The 15,324-nt window shown below is 42.1% G+C and carries 14 protein-coding genes; 5 read left to right on the forward strand and 9 right to left on the reverse strand.

Annotated features, from left to right (window positions below; all coding sequences use genetic code 11):
• Positions 1-87 precede the first annotated feature (87 nt).
• From rpsA to FGL37_RS12970, 5 genes are all read right to left on the reverse strand, one after another.
• Positions 88-2,019: a 30S ribosomal protein S1 gene (gene rpsA / locus FGL37_RS12950; protein WP_028072309.1), complete on the reverse strand. Its 1,932-nt coding sequence runs from the start codon at positions 2,017-2,019 to the stop codon at positions 88-90.
• A 204-nt stretch (positions 2,020-2,223) separates the two neighbouring features.
• Complete coding sequence (locus FGL37_RS12955) at positions 2,224-3,192, reverse strand: YihY/virulence factor BrkB family protein (RefSeq protein ID WP_028072308.1); 969 nt, start codon at positions 3,190-3,192, stop codon at positions 2,224-2,226.
• Position 3,193: 1 nt separating this feature from the next.
• Positions 3,194-3,601 carry an acyl-CoA thioesterase gene (locus FGL37_RS12960; protein WP_028072307.1) on the reverse strand — a complete coding sequence of 136 codons (408 nt, stop codon included), beginning with the start codon at positions 3,599-3,601 and terminating at the stop codon, positions 3,194-3,196.
• On the reverse strand, positions 3,601-4,641 hold the full coding sequence (gene mltG, locus FGL37_RS12965; protein WP_028072306.1) for an endolytic transglycosylase MltG: 1,041 nt from the start codon (positions 4,639-4,641) through the stop codon (positions 3,601-3,603). Before mltG ends, FGL37_RS12960 begins: the two co-directional genes overlap by 1 nt.
• Positions 4,642-4,805: 164 nt before the next feature.
• The gene (locus tag FGL37_RS12970) at positions 4,806-5,759 is read right to left on the reverse strand and encodes a PASTA domain-containing protein (protein WP_081818025.1); all 954 of its coding nucleotides are present in this window, start codon (positions 5,757-5,759) and stop codon (positions 4,806-4,808) included.
• A 151-nt stretch (positions 5,760-5,910) separates the two neighbouring features.
• Between FGL37_RS12970 and FGL37_RS12975 the strand changes: the two genes are divergently transcribed.
• Positions 5,911-6,921, forward strand: coding sequence for a D-alanine--D-alanine ligase (locus FGL37_RS12975; RefSeq protein WP_028072305.1), 1,011 nt, complete (start codon positions 5,911-5,913; stop codon positions 6,919-6,921).
• Between the two features lie 69 nt (positions 6,922-6,990).
• On the opposite strand, the gene FGL37_RS12980 is transcribed toward FGL37_RS12975, so the two are convergent.
• The 3 genes from FGL37_RS12980 to FGL37_RS12990 form a co-directional block, all read right to left on the reverse strand.
• Positions 6,991-8,199, reverse strand: coding sequence for a serine hydrolase (locus FGL37_RS12980; protein WP_232048691.1), 1,209 nt, complete (start codon positions 8,197-8,199; stop codon positions 6,991-6,993).
• Positions 8,200-8,250: 51 nt separating this feature from the next.
• Positions 8,251-8,745, reverse strand: a complete 495-nt coding sequence (locus FGL37_RS12985; RefSeq protein WP_028072303.1) for a dihydrofolate reductase — start codon at positions 8,743-8,745, stop codon at positions 8,251-8,253.
• An 86-nt stretch (positions 8,746-8,831) separates the two neighbouring features.
• Positions 8,832-9,653, reverse strand: a complete 822-nt coding sequence (locus FGL37_RS12990) for a thymidylate synthase (RefSeq protein ID WP_028072302.1) — start codon at positions 9,651-9,653, stop codon at positions 8,832-8,834.
• A gap of 185 nt (positions 9,654-9,838) precedes the next feature.
• Between FGL37_RS12990 and mtaB the strand changes: the two genes are divergently transcribed.
• On the forward strand, positions 9,839-11,161 hold the full coding sequence (gene mtaB, locus FGL37_RS12995) for a tRNA (N(6)-L-threonylcarbamoyladenosine(37)-C(2))-methylthiotransferase MtaB (RefSeq protein WP_037534540.1): 1,323 nt from the start codon (positions 9,839-9,841) through the stop codon (positions 11,159-11,161).
• A 94-nt stretch (positions 11,162-11,255) separates the two neighbouring features.
• On the opposite strand, the gene FGL37_RS13000 is transcribed toward mtaB, so the two are convergent.
• Entirely contained in the window at positions 11,256-12,152 is an 897-nt protein-coding gene (locus tag FGL37_RS13000; RefSeq protein ID WP_028072300.1) for an EamA family transporter, read from the reverse strand.
• A 215-nt stretch (positions 12,153-12,367) separates the two neighbouring features.
• On the opposite strand from FGL37_RS13000, the gene FGL37_RS13005 reads away from it, so the two are divergent.
• The 3 genes from FGL37_RS13005 (at position 12,368) to FGL37_RS13015 (ending at position 15,181) form a co-directional block, all read left to right on the forward strand.
• Positions 12,368-12,940, forward strand: a complete 573-nt coding sequence (locus FGL37_RS13005) for a C40 family peptidase (RefSeq protein WP_028072299.1) — start codon at positions 12,368-12,370, stop codon at positions 12,938-12,940.
• Positions 12,941-13,112: 172 nt separating this feature from the next.
• A complete protein-coding gene (locus FGL37_RS13010) occupies positions 13,113-13,532 on the forward strand; it encodes a hypothetical protein (RefSeq protein ID WP_037534631.1) in 420 nt (139 codons plus the stop codon).
• A gap of 89 nt (positions 13,533-13,621) precedes the next feature.
• On the forward strand, positions 13,622-15,181 hold the full coding sequence (locus FGL37_RS13015) for a calcineurin-like phosphoesterase C-terminal domain-containing protein (protein WP_028072297.1): 1,560 nt from the start codon (positions 13,622-13,624) through the stop codon (positions 15,179-15,181).
• Positions 15,182-15,324: the final 143 nt, after the last annotated feature.

Below are 15,324 nucleotides of genomic sequence, written 5' to 3' on the forward strand. Positions count from 1 at the left end.
ATAGACACAAATTTACAAAGCAGACCGTTAAAAACAAAGAGGCGGTCCATATGTGGACCGCCTCTTTTTATGGATTTAAATAGCTAATTACTTAGCGTTTTTATCATTTTCCATTTGCTCTTTCAATTGAGCTAACACGTCTAAGTCGCCTAAAGTAGATTTTTCAACAGAATCTTTTACTTTTTTCACAGCTGAAGATTCAGCTTTAGCGTCTTTTTTACGATTGTTGGACTCTTCTTTGCGAGCTTCTTCTTTCTCTTCTTCCCAGATACGAGAGTGAGAGATTACTAGACGTTTGTTTTCTTTGTTGAATTCGATGATTTTGAATGAAGCAACTTCATCAACTTTCAATGAAGAACCGTCTTCTTTAACTGAGTGTTTAGAAGGACAGAAACCTTCAACACCATACTGTAAAGCTACGATGTCACCTTTATCACCCACTTTGATCACAGTACCTTCGTGGATAGAACCTTCAGTAAAGATTGTTTCGAAAGTATCCCAAGGGTTTTCTTCCAATTGTTTGTGACCTAAAGATAATTTGCGGTTTTCTTCGTCTAGCTCTAAAACAACGACGTCTAATGTTTCACCAACTTTAGTAAATTCGTTCGGGTGATTGATTTTCTTAGACCAAGATAAATCAGAGATGTGGATCAGACCGTCGATACCTTCTTCTAGTTCAACAAATACACCGAAGTTAGTCATATTCTTAACTACAGCAGTTTGTTTAGAACCTACAGGGTAACGCTCAGTAATATTTTTCCAAGGATCTGGAGTCAATTGTTTGATACCTAAGCTCATTTTACGCTCATCACGGTCCAAAGTTAAGATTTGAGCTTCGATCTCATCACCCACTTTCAAGAACTCTTGAGGAGAACGTAGGTTTTGTGACCAAGACATTTCTGAAACGTGGATCAGACCTTCAACACCAGGGATGATTTCTAGGAAAGCACCGTAATCAGCAACTGTTACGATTTTACCTTTAACTTTAGAACCAACTTCCAACGCGGTATCTAAAGATTCCCAAGGATGCTCAGACAATTGTTTCAAGCCTAAAGCGATACGTTTCTTCTCATCATCAAAGTCTAATACAACAACGTTGATTGTTTGATCTAGAGACAAAACTTCTTTTGGATGCTCGATACGGCCCCAAGAGATATCTGTGATATGTAACAAACCGTCAACACCACCCAAGTCGATGAACACACCGAAGTCAGTGATATTTTTAACTGTTCCTTCTAATACTTGACCTTTTTCTAATTTAGCTACGATCTCAGATTTTTGGTTTTCTAAGTCGTTTTCGATTAATACTTTGTGTGATACAACAACGTTTTTGAATTCGTGGTTGATTTTAACAACTTTGAATTCCATTGTTTTACCTACGTATACATCGTAGTCACGGATAGGTTTGATATCGATTTGAGATCCAGGTAAGAATGCTTCAACACCTTTGATGTCAACGATAAGACCACCTTTAGTACGGCTCTTAACGAAACCAGTAATGATAGCATCGTTTTCCAATGCTTCATTGATAGCTTCCCAAGATTTTTGAGTTTTAGCACGTTTACGAGAAAGTACTAATTGACCGTTAGCATCTTCTTGAGATTCAACAAATACGTCAACTTTGTCACCAACTTTTAATTCTGGTAAGTCACGGAATTCTGATAAAGAGACTAAACCGTCAGATTTGAAACCAACATTTAAGACAACGTCTTTGTTGTTGATAGAAACTACAGTACCTTCGATAATTTCACCTTGATTAACCTGGTTGAAAGTATCAGCGTATTGTGCTTCAAGTTTAGCGCGTTCAGCTTCGCTATAATTTCCGAAACCTTTATCATTCGCATCCCAGTCAAATTCACCTTCCGGTGTGATCCAAGTGTTTGATTTGATTTCGTCGATTAAGTTTGAATCAGCTTCTGATTCAATTTTTTCAGTGTCTTTCACTACTTTAGTGTCAGCACCTTGTAGCTCCGCGTTTTTCGCTGCTAATTCTTTTTCTGCTTCTTGTTTTTTTGCCATTAATTAATTTTCTCCTTTTTCCTACGTTGTAGGAGTTGCAAAGGTACAAAAAATCTTTTATTCCAAAACTTTATTTTTCTATATTTTATTGAAAGACTTCCACTTATCCCAAAGGAAAGGTATCTATGTAGTCGCAGCCCTCGTTATAAGTCGATTGGCACACCGTTGCAAAGACCAGAACATCTTGAATAGTTACGAAAGATGTTAGCGTGCATCTTTCTTGAATGAGTTGAAAATCCGAGGTTTGGCGATGACTATGGTTTGTTTGGAGAGGGCAATGGCAGCATTTAATTCATATCCCAGTAATAAGATAAGTGTGTTTAAATAGATCCAGAGCATGATCACAATCAAAGTCCCGATAGACCCGTACAATTTATTATATGCGCCAAAGTGGTTGATATAAAAAGTAAATATGGAGAATGTCAGAATGGCGAGGATAGTTGCCATGGATGCTCCCGGACTAAATAACTTCCATCTGTTGGAGGTAGATGGACCAAATTTATAGATGCAGCTTACCGTAAAAAAATAAATGGCGAAAATGATCATCCAGCGCGCGATTTTTAATAATATAGCCCACATGCTGGATTTGATACCTGTCGTTTCCTTCAGGTAGTCGATGGTGATACCAGCAATAGTGAATATGGTCATGCCCACAGTCAGCGCAAAGATAATCAGGAAGGCCAGGGCCAAGGCAATGACACGTTTTCTTGCCCACGGTCTTTTTTCTGTCATTAAAGAAGCCTTGTTAAAGGCATTCATCAATGAAGCCATTCCGTTGGTGGCAAAATATGTTGCAAACAAAAAACCAAAGGAAAGTAACCCACCATTCTGGTTTTTGATAATATCTTCCAATGTGGTCTCGACGACAAGGAACGCATTTTTCGGGATTACTACTGCGAGAAAATCCAGTAGCTGCTCCTGAAAGTTGTCGATTGGAATATAGGGAATCAAAGTAAACAGAAAAATAATACCGGGGAATATAGCCAGCAAAAAACTATAAGATAAGGAAGATGCCTTGCTCACGATAGAGTCTCTGGAAAGCTCCTGAAAAAAAAATACCGCAACGGTGTATAAGGGGAGTGATCCAAATCCCGGCAGTATGATGTGCTTACTCCATTCGATCAGTCTAAAATAAGGTTCAAATCTTAATAGCCATTGGTGAAATTTCCCCATATCAATTAAAATATTTACTCATTTTATCGAGGAAGACCTGTGGTGGCATACAGGGTTTGTTTTTCTCCATATTCACAAATACCAGTGTAGTCTCCCCCTGGTTGAGCAGTTCACCGCTCTCATTGAAAAGCTCATATTCAAAAACAATGCGTACAGCAGGCTTTTTGCGTATCGTAACTCGTATTGTAATCAGGTCGTCGTACTTTCCCGGCTTGAGATATTTTGTTTTCATCTCCGTGACAGGAAGCATGACGCCCATCTCTTCCAGCTCTTTATAGGATATGCCTGTGCTCCTGAGCATTTCGGTCCGTGCAATTTCGTAAAATGCAGCATAATTCCCATAATAGACATAACCCATTTGGTCCGTCTCAGCATAGCGCACACGAATCTGATGATCAAATACAAACATTACTTTTTGATATTTCTTGCGTCTAGCGCCTGTTGGAATTTACGGGCATTGACTAAATGCTCGGCTTCTGTTGTGGCAAAGTTATGATAGCCCGAGAAGTCATCTTTGGCACACATATAAATATAGTCATGCTGTTTAAAGTTTAGTACGGCATCTATAGCAGCTATGCTGGGGATGGAAATAGGCCCCGGAGGCAATCCTCTATAAATGTATGTGTTATAAGGATTATCCATTCTCAGATGCTTGTTGAGTACCCTTCTGATGGAAAAGTCGTTGTTGGCGAAGATCACAGTCGGGTCGGCCTGAAGCAACATGCCTTTTTTCAGACGGTTCAGATATAACCCTGCGATCATAGGCATCTCGTCCTGGTGCAGGGCTTCGCCTTTTACAATGGACGCCAAGGTACTGACCTGCTGTTGAGTCAGGTTAAGGGCTTTTGCTTTGGTCATCCGTTCAGCGTTCCAGAACTTTTTCCATTCGTCGTCAAAGCGGGCGATGATCTTCTCCGGACTTGTGTTCCAATAAATCTCGTAGGTATTGGGAATAAATATTGAAATAAAATTTTCTTTGGTAAAACCAAATTTCTGTGCAATAGTTTCATCATTCAATATCGCGATAAACGCTGCTGAATCAGCTTCGAAATTTTTGCCGAGCAATGCAGCCATATTCTCTTTTAGGCGAACGTTGGCGAACCTAAATTTAACGGGTTCCTGATAGCCGCCCATCAGATTTCCGATCAGACGCCTGTTGTTCATACCGGGGCTTAACAAATATCGGCCTGATTTAATACTTTGGGCATATTTTTTATACTGTGCTGCCCGTTCAAAAGATGCGATATCATCCAGCAGATTGGAATCCCGGATTGATTTCAGGACGTCTTCATATTTTTCACCCTCATGGATGTAAAGGTATTTCTTTTCTCCAGATACGTTGGAAGCAAAAAATGCACGGTAAAAGATCAAGGCAAAATAGCCGCCGATCACGATAACGATGACTAACCCAATTTTTAGCCAGCTTGGTATTCCTTTTTTATTTTTCATTCATTTATATTTTCAGTTGCAAGAAACTCAGGTACGCTAGTCCGATAATTGCCCAGAGCCAAGATTATCACTGTTTTACTTCATCAGCTTGTTGTTTTTATGTATTAACGGTATTTTCCTGCGCTATAGTTCGTAGGCTGCCGGTCAAATCCTTTCCCGTAGCATCAGAAGCCCAGACTATTGCTTTTATTTTCCTTTTTTTGTGTTGCCCCTGGTGGATTTGTTGATTTTGCCGGTGAGCCTGTTGTCGTCGGTTTTGCTGGGACTGTAGACTTAACCGGAAGGTTTGTCTGTGACGGATTAGTTTGCGGCTTGGACATACCTGTCGTCCCCGGTGTTCCAGTTGCCGTAGGAGCGGGAGCCGTAAGAGAAAGCGTGACATCAATTTTAGCCCCGAGGCTCGTTAATCCCTTTTCTATTCCCGGTGACTGCGCACTGATTACGGCAGTCGTTGTATCGGTGACATTGGGGTCGTACGTGACAGTACCTAAGCCAAGGCCTGCACCCGAAAGCGCAAATTTAGCTTCATTCAGCGGCAGACCGATCAGGTTCGGAATTTCCACTTCGTTTGCCCCAAGGCCATTGCCCAGCACCAGGTCAATACGCGAACCTTTCGGTATCATTCGGCCATTTCGGATCGACTGACCGGCAAACTGGGCATCTAAAACGATATCGCGGGCGATGTCTGCCACATAGGATGTATCACCTATTTTAAGGTTATGATTTTTTAGAATGGCTGTTGCTTCAATGAGTGTTTTGTCTTTAATATTTGGAAAAGCAACTTCGGGAGCCACCTGTGTGATAATCGTAAGGTATATTGTCCGACCCGATTTCACGTGAAATCCCTGTTCGGGATCCTGTTCGATCACCAGGCCGGGTTTGGCATCCATCTGATAAACAGAGTCGATCTGGTACTCTAGTCCTGCATTTTCCAATGCCTGCAGCGCAGCATTGATATGTAGACCTTTTACTTTTGGAACCGCTATCGATTCATCATGTTTAGTATATATTTTCAGTCCAACATATATAGCCAGAAATAGACAGATTATCGCGATAAATGCGGCAATAAGATTCTTCCTGAATGTGGGCGTCTGAAGATATTGTACGATTTTGGACATTTTCTATATATAATATTAAAGATGAATTCTGCATAAGACCGCAATATTGACGCCAGTTTAGCAGAATGGTTAAATTAAAATTATTCGTCACAAAATTATTCGTTTTTCCGTGTATAGCAAATTATATTTGCTATTCGAATCGCTAAAATTTATGAAAGCAAAAATAGCATTAATAACCGGAGGTTACACGGAGGAGGCGGCAGTTTCTTTCAAAAGTGCAGCCTTTGTATACACTCAGCTAGATCACGAAAAATACGATGTTTATCGGATTACGATCAGTAAGGAGGCTTGGTTTTATGAAGATCCGAATGGTGAACGCCATTCCGTTGCTAAGGAAGATTTTACACTTCCACTACAAGGGGAAACCATCACCTTTGATCTGGCCTTTATCATGGTCCATGGCGTACCCGGGGAAGACGGCAGGCTGCAAAGTTATTTTGATCTGCTGAACATACCGTATACCTCATGTGATGCGCTGACGTCGGCACTGACAATGAATAAAGGGTACACCAAAGCGGTATTAAGCGGTATTCCCGAGTTATTTCTCGCCAAGTCCGTGTTGTTGTTCGAGTCGCAACGGGTGGATGCTATCCGTATCGTGGAAAGTAATTTGTCCCTTCCTTATTTTGTGAAGCCCAATGCTGGTGGAAGCAGCATCGGAATGACCAAAGTGAAAGAAGCTTCCCAGCTGCAGCAAGCCATTGATAAAGCCTTCGATGCTGAAAATACGGGAAAACAGGTGATTGTTGAGGAATTTGTGACGGGGCGGGAGTTTTCAGAAGGGATTTTTCGCAATGCTGCGGGCGAGCTGATAGTCTTACCGGCAACAGAGGTACGGACCACACGCGAATTTTTTGACTATGAAGCCAAATATGTACCCGGGCTGACAGAAGAAATAACACCGGCAGATCTAACTGTAGAGCAGCAGCAACGCGCTGCACGTATTCTGAAGGAGATTTATGTACGTCTGAACTGCAAAGGGATGGTCCGTGTAGATTTCTTTTTGGAAAGCGGTACCGATAAGTTTTATTTCATCGAAATCAATACCATCCCGGGACAGACAGCACAGAGTTTTATTCCACAACAAGTCCGTGCTTATGGTATGAAGGAAGGGGAGTTTTACGCGGAGCTCATCGAAAGTGCCTTGAAGCGTCCAGTCTAAGCGATTGCCTCTGCAAAAAAATATAGCAGAAAATAATATAAAGGCCTTCAGTTCATGAAGGCCTTTATATTATTTTCTAAAATCAAATCTGGATAGATCCGGTCTGATTGTCTTTGTTCTTTTCAATTCTTCTTGATAGATCAATTGCCCGATATTTTTCAGGAAAGGATAGGTGACCGTTTCGTATTCATAGATACCGTCGTTGTAGATGCCATTTTCATTCGATTGTACCACGACCGCAAGCAAAAACTCGACACCATGTTTGAAATCAACAATGTAAGCATTGTCGATATTATATCCATACGAATCTCCGTACTTATTGAAGATCCGGATATCTGGATTTAAAAACGCATTTTTGTCCCTGCCATAGAAAAGTAATTTGCTATATGTTGGCCAGAACTCCGTGGTATCATATTTGGGAAAATCGGATTCAAACGGGTAACGCGACATATAATCGTAAAGTAACGCGTAATCATCCGGATGTAGGTTAAAACGTTCATTACGTTTAAAAGCTTCGGGAAACAGCAGTTTTTTTAAGATGAGCTGTTGATCTTCCAACGCATATGCATTTAACCCCTCGAAACTCCAGGGTTCGTGTACCAGCTGTTCCCGGTCGTTTATATAACCTTTTCCCTGAAGTGTATTTTCAAGTTTAATGTCATAATCTTTTGGATCATATTGCGCTGGCTGCTGATAGATGACCTGATTGCCCTTATAGAATGTAATGGGGTTGGTGTGTCTGGACCATATTCCCTTGTCGCCGATGGCCAGGCGATTGACAATTCTGCTGTGCATAGCCCCATGTTTTTGGAGCTTCGCATTTAGTGGCGCACGGCCAATAAATTCAAACAACCTGTTTTGAGCATCGTTATCGCTGGTCAATAATATTTTTTTTATATACTGTGCTATGGAAGGGAGACCGTTTTTGGCGGACTCATCTTTTGCAACTGCTGTTTGTCTTTCGAATGCCGTATCAATGCGTAGCGGAGTGTCTTTGGTCAATCCGGCTAGGTTCAGGTCGTTGAGTTTCTCCAGGGCAAAAATGGCCGTCGGAAGTTTGACCGTGCTCGCTGGATAGAAGTACCAGCTTGGATTCAGCCTATAACTATATGATCTAAAATGCGGGATGTTGGATTCGTCACGATCTATCTGCGTGTAGAGGATCTGAACCTCTTTTTTTGTTGGATGATCCAATATAGGCTGAAAAAGATCGGGCCGGCTCCGGAGCAGCTTTTCTAAATAGACCGTATCGATCTGCTGCGCATAGCTGTGTGTCATAAAAAAGACAAGGAATAAGAAAAAACACTTATGCATATTATGTCAAACCTCTTACTTTTTTATATACACTTCAAAAGTGTAGGCAAAGGCGTGTCTATCGTCGGCAGCATGCAATTCTGAGGAAACGAGTTCCCAGTCTTCTGACGATAGGGTAGGAAAGAAAGCATCGCCGGGTATCGTTGTATGAACACGGGTCAGCAATACTTTACTTGCCAAAGGCAGCGCTTGCTGATAAATATTCGCTCCCCCGATGATGAATACCTCACGTTCATCACGGCAATAGAGTAGCGCTTCCTGGATGCTGTTGGCCACATCCACTTCATCGGCCTGAAATTCGGCGTTTCGGGTAATAACGATATTCCTTCGTCCGGGCAATGCTTTGCCGATAGCGTCAAATGTTTTTCTCCCCATCAGCACCGAATGATCCAGCGTGTTCTTCTTGAAATATTTGAAATCATTGGGTAAATGCCATGGCATTTGGTTATTGATACCTATGGCATTGTTCTCTGATGCAGCTACAATTAATGTTATCGTTGGGTTACTCATCGTTTTATCTGTATTAAATTGTGGTGCGCAAAATGCTATGAATAAGCGGAATCTTGCTGGCAAATGTATATTATCCTCCGATAATATTATACGGCGACCGGTGCCTTAATATGCGGGTGCGATTGGTAATTTAACAATTCAAAGTCCTCAAATTTGAAATCGAAAATGTCCCTGACCTCCGGATTTATTTTCATCTGCGGAAGTGACATTGGTGCGCGGCTCAGCTGCAGTTCGGTCTGTTCGAAATGATTGCTGTAGATGTGGGCATCACCTAATGTATGAATAAATTCTGCCGCTTCCATGTCGCATACCTGTGCGACCATCATCGTCAATAGGGCATAAGAGGCGATATTAAAGGGAACCCCCAGGAAGATATCCGCGCTCCGCTGATAAAGCTGGCAAGACAACTGTGGCTTCAATATGCCTTTTTCAGGTTGCGCTGGGGCAACATAAAATTGGAAAAAGGCGTGGCAGGGCGGGAGTGCCATATGTTCGATTTCAGCGACATTCCATGCCGACACAATGATACGACGGGAGTCAGGAGATTTTTTTAACTGGTTTATGACCTGCGCGATCTGGTCAATATGACGGCCATCCGGCGTTGGCCAGGAGCGCCATTGTGAGCCATACACTGGGCCTAGGTTGCCCTGTTCGTCTGCCCATTCGTCCCAAATGCTTACCCCGTTTTCTTTGAGGTACTTGATATTGGTTTCACCTTTCAAAAACCAGATCAGCTCATGGATAATTGATCGTAAATGTAATTTTTTTGTCGTCACCAAAGGGAAGCCTTCCCGGAGATCGAAACGCATCTGATATCCAAAGACACTTTTGGTACCAGTACCGGTACGGTCTGTCTTTACTACACCGTTTGTATAAACATGCCTGAGTAAATCTAAATATTGTTTCATGGATTACATTTCTATAACGTGAATTTAATCTCCCTGATTTGCAACATGCGGGCCAGCCGCCTGCAGGGCTAGTTGCTGATTTCTACCGGGACAGTCAAAACTAAGGAAAATCCCTATAACGAGAAAGTCAAAACTTAAATTGATAGGAGGGGTTACTGAAAAAAAATGTAATTTTGCAAAATATTATGGAGAATAAAAAGGTAGCTTTCTATACACTTGGATGTAAGCTGAATTATTCAGAAACATCATCCATAGGCCGCTTGTTTAAGGATGCGGGCTATGAGACCACTGCGTTCAACAGCCGGGCAGATGTTTATGTGATCAATACCTGTTCTGTCACGGACAATGCAGACAAGAAGTGTAGAAAGGTGGTCAAAGAGGCATTAAAGCACTCCCCAAACGCCTATATTACGATCGTAGGCTGCTATGCACAATTAAAACCGAAGGAAATCGCGGAGATTCCGGGGGTCGATATGGTGCTAGGAGCGGCTGAAAAGTTTAATATTATCGAACATATCAATGACCTGACCAAGCAGGAGAAAACGATTGTTTATAATGGCCCAATTGATGAGACCAACCAGTTTGTGTCGGCTTACTCGATAGGTGATCGTACCCGTACCTTTTTAAAGGTTCAGGATGGATGTGATTATTCCTGTACTTTTTGTACTATCCCGCTGGCACGGGGCAGCAGCCGCTCGGGCAAAATTGATGATATCGTACGTCAGGCAGAAGAAATTGCTGCTTCTGGAGTGAAAGAAATCGTACTCACAGGAGTCAATATCGGTGATTTTGGGATTCGCAACGGTAAACGCGAAGACCGGTTTCTGGATCTGGTAAAAGTCTTGGATGAAATAGAAGGAATTGACCGCATCCGCATCTCTTCCATTGAGCCCAACCTGCTGTCCAATGACATCATTGAATTTGTGGCCCAGTCCAAACGTTTTGTACCACACTTTCATATGCCATTGCAATCGGGGAGCAATAAAATCCTGGGCCTGATGCGCAGGAGATATCGACGTGAGCTGTACACTGAACGTGTAGAATTTATCAAAAATCTGATGCCAAACTGTTGTATTGGCGTGGACGTGATTGTAGGATTTCCGGGAGAGACCCGTGAGGACTTTATCGACACCTATAATTTTCTGAACGAACTGGATATATCTTATCTGCATGTGTTTACGTATTCGGAACGTGAAAATACCATTGCGGCTCAGATGGAAGGAGCAGTGCCCGGGGCACAGCGGAGTGACCGGAGCAAGATGCTGCATATCCTTTCTGAGAAGAAACGCCGTGCTTTTTATGAATCGCAGTTGGGGGCTATTGGTGATGTGCTGTTTGAAGCGGACGAAAAAGACGGTTATATGCATGGCTTTTCCAAAAATTACGTCAAAGTACGCTCTCTTTATGATCCATTGTTGGTCAATGAGGTTATTCCTGTGAAGTTTATGGAAGTAACAGATAGCTGTGAAGTTGAGGTGGAAGAAATTCCTGAAACCTTGGCACATTAACGCCTATACCTTTCTCAGTCTTTCAAAATGTTGTATTCAGCGGTTTCCCTTTATTGAGTCTGGAACAGCTTCTTTTTTACGGAATTAAAGACCGTTAATGTGCTTTCTCTTTGGCGGCGTTCAGCCAGATGACTGTGCCGAGGATCAACAATACGCCGAGCCATTGCAGCCATGTCACAGACTCATGCAGGATGAAATATGACATGCACGTCGCCACCGGAAGTTCGGCAGAACTTAATATTCCGCCCAATGAGAACCCCGTTTTGGGTAAACCGTAGGCGAATAGTAACGGTGGGATCACGGTGCCGAATAGCGAAAGGATAAGCCCAAAATATAGATAGTGATGATCAAATTGTCCATTGAATAAGTAAACAGGGGGAAATAGGGTAAAGATAAGCACACAGGAACCTGTTACCATGATTGCACTTTTTTGTACTGGGTGATAATCATTGCCCACGCGGCCATTTACAATCATAAACACCGAGTATGCCGTGGCAGCAAGCAAGCCAAATACAATTCCAGTGAGATTAAGCTGGCTGAGTCCCTTTTCAATCAGTCCGGTCGCCAACAACGTGGCCATTAGGACGATTCCGATCCCGATCAAATTGTTTTTGGACGGCTTGGTCCTGAAAAAAATAAATTCAATGACCACACCGATCCAGATATACTGCATCAGCAATACAATAGCCAATGAAGCTGGAACAAGCTGTACACATTTGTAATATAATACACTGACTAAGCCGGTGGATGTGCCACTGACCAGAATTTTGACCCAGGATGACTTTCGAGCTTCCGAAGTTGTTGGACCGGCCGAAAATACGTTCATCAGGATCAAGATAATCCATAGAATCAGCATGCCAAACAATACCTGGATTCCTGTTACCTGCCCCAGCGTAAGCCCCTGACCATAGGCTTTTTTTACAAAAGTAGATAATATACCGAAACTGCTTGCACCTAAAAAGACGGCTAATGCACCTTTTAATTTTTCCATTCACAAATAAATTAGCCGGCAAAGTTACGATTCTGAACAATTCTTTCCTCGCCCAGACCTTCTTGTTGACAGAAAAAGGACTTTCTACTTGCCGCTTTTTTTTAGGAAGTACATGTATCTCTGCAACATAGTTTGTTCGGCGGTGAGACACTGAAATAAAACTTGTGGAAAAAGAGCAATTTTTCTATGTTTGTTTTACCGGAATGATATCGGCTATGATGATTGCTAGATCTTATTACATTTTCTTTTTGAGCACGTTATTGTTGTTGACTAGCTGTTCAACGAAGAGAAAAATACTCAGTTCCAATTCCCACGCTTCGGGTTCGGTATTGACCGATGCCAGTACTGCGCGTGGAAAGACGTTTTCCGGGGCAAGGCTCGACAATTACGCGGCATTACTCGACGTGAGTCCCAAAAAGCTTAATCCCCAATTATATTCCTTTATCGATGACTGGATGGGTATACCGCACCGCATGGGCGGACAGACGAAAGCCGGAGTGGACTGCTCAGGTTTTGTAAACCTCCTTTATATAGAAGTGTACAAAGGAAGCCTGCCGCGTACATCAAGGGATATGGAGGGCATCGTCAAAAAAAAGAAACCCGAAAAGCTGGAAGAAGGAGATCTGGTCTTCTTCTCTTTTGGTCGAAAAGGAATCGACCACGTCGGCGTATACTTACATAATAACAAGTTTGTGCATGTCTCCACACGTAAGGGTGTCATCATATCGGATCTTTCGGACAGCTGGTATGCCAAAACCTTTGTTGATGCTGGATCACCAAAGATTTGAAGCTGAAGACATGTAGGTTTTATGTCATATGTTTATATAATCTTTTATACGGTATATAAATCCTTATTTTTGTCAAAATTTTATAGAAATGACAATAAAAAGTAAAAAGATTTTTTTAGGCCTATGTGTTATTGTGCCATTTTTGATGTATTGTGTCTATTACTATAGCAATATGATCAAGAACGCACCTTTCCGTTTTGCGGATTTTGAATCGATTGAATTCAAATACGGTGAACCCAACCACATGGTCAATGAATACAACTCAAAAACACGCATCTATAAATATTTGAACAAACAGGATTCGCTGATCACCGATACCGTAAAATTCACCAAAGATGACCTATTATACCTGCATCGTAAAGCGATGGAATTAGGCTTCTGGAATTTAGATACGGACATGACTGGCCCGCAGTGGAAAGAAGATTCTACACACTCTACCGTGCCGCGTTTTTATTTGAAATATACTTATAAAGAGAAGTCAAAAGCGGTTACGCTTGATGCAGACTTTGCTGGCAATCCCCGGATGCATGATGCGGCCAAATCAATGATTGACGAAGTCAACCGTATGCTGGCGACTGCGCAGGCGCGATAATAAAATATGGGTGTTTTATAATTACTTTATATTCCCTTTATTTTCTTTTAATCCCAATAGGGTACTTTAGCGGCAAAACTACATTTCACATGAAAGCATTTTTAGCAATCGCCGCCGCCTGCGTATTGACCCAGTCAGTGCAGGCTCAGGAACTCGCAAAGGGTAAGGTTTATCTGGATATAAACAAGAATGGAAAATTAGATAAAAATGAAAAAGGATTAGCTGGCGTTTCCGTTAGCAACGGCCGCGAAGTCGTCATCACCGATCAAGATGGCCGTTATAAGCTACCTGTCGGTGCCGACAATATCATTTTTGTGATTAAACCGAGTGGATACAACTTGTCGCTGGACACTGATAACCATCCAAAATTCTATTACATCCACAAAACAAAGGGAAGTCCACAATCCAAATACTCAGGTGTCGCCGCAACTGGAAAAATTCCGGCAGCCATTGATTTTGCGTTGTATGAGCAAGAGGAAAGCCCTGAGTTTTCAGCTTTTATCTTCGGCGACCCCCAGGCTTATACGGAGGAAGAGCTAGCGTTTTTCAAAAATGGTATAATCAACGAAATTACGGATAAATCGGTTGCCCGATTTGGGATTAGCTTGGGCGACCTGGTAGGAGACGATCTGTCGTTGCAGCCCAAATATAAATCGGTTATATCTGCTATGGGACTGCCTTGGTACAATGTTATGGGCAATCATGATATGAATTATGATGCTAAAGCGGACAGTCTCTCGGACGAATCTTTTGAAAAAACATTTGGACCAAACAATTATGCGTTCAACTATGGCAACGCACATTTCATTGTACTGGATGATATTATTTATCCAAATCCACGCACAGGAAAAGGATACTTGGGCGGTTTTCGAAGGGACCAACTGGACTTTGTTGAAAATGATCTGAAGCATGTCGATAAGGATAAACTCGTTGTGCTGGCATTTCACATTCCTCTGTACCACCAAAATTCAGATGTGTTCCGCGATGAAGACCGACAGCGTCTATTTGATATTTTGGCTCCTTTTAAATATACGCTGTCGCTGTCCGCGCACACACATTTTCAACGGCAGTATTTCTATGGAAAACAGGATGGGTGGAAGCAGGAAAAACCGCATCATGAATACAATGTAGGCACGACTTCGGGCGACTGGTATTCGGGTGAACTGAATGACAAAGGAATTCCGGTTTCCACCATGCGCGACGGTACGCCAAAAGGCTATGCGATTTTAAAGATTGATGGTAATCAATATAGCTTTGATTATCGCGTTGTCGGCAAGCCTGCAAGTCACCAGATCGAGCTTTACGGAGCGTCAATAATACCCGAAAAGTATAGCAGACGTTATCCGATTTATGCCAATTTCTTTATCGGAAAAGAAGGCGATAAGGTGATGTGGCGTATTAATCAGGGGGAGTGGAAAGAAATGAGCTACGTCAATGAACACGATCCTGCTTTTTTGGGAACCTTGGCAAAGTACGACACGGCGAAGCAGCTGCTTACGACCCGCCGGCCATCCAACCCCGAAAAATCAAGTCACTTATGGATGACGAACCTTCCAAAGCTGAAAGCAGGGAAATATCAGGTTGAAATTAAAGCTGTCGATATGTTTAACCGTGAACATTTTGCCACAAAAGATGTTGTGGTCGAATAATTTTAAGTTTAAAGTTAACTTAAGATGCACTTAACATAGTAGAACTATATTTGTATAGAGTAATTTTTGATTCATAAAGAGTTAGGGTTAATGTGTAGATCTGTTGTGAAACACGTCTGAAAATTTAGTTTGTTTTTAAAGTG

The sequence above is a fragment of the Sphingobacterium thalpophilum genome (assembly GCF_901482695.1).
GTDB classification, from domain to species: domain Bacteria; phylum Bacteroidota; class Bacteroidia; order Sphingobacteriales; family Sphingobacteriaceae; genus Sphingobacterium; species Sphingobacterium thalpophilum.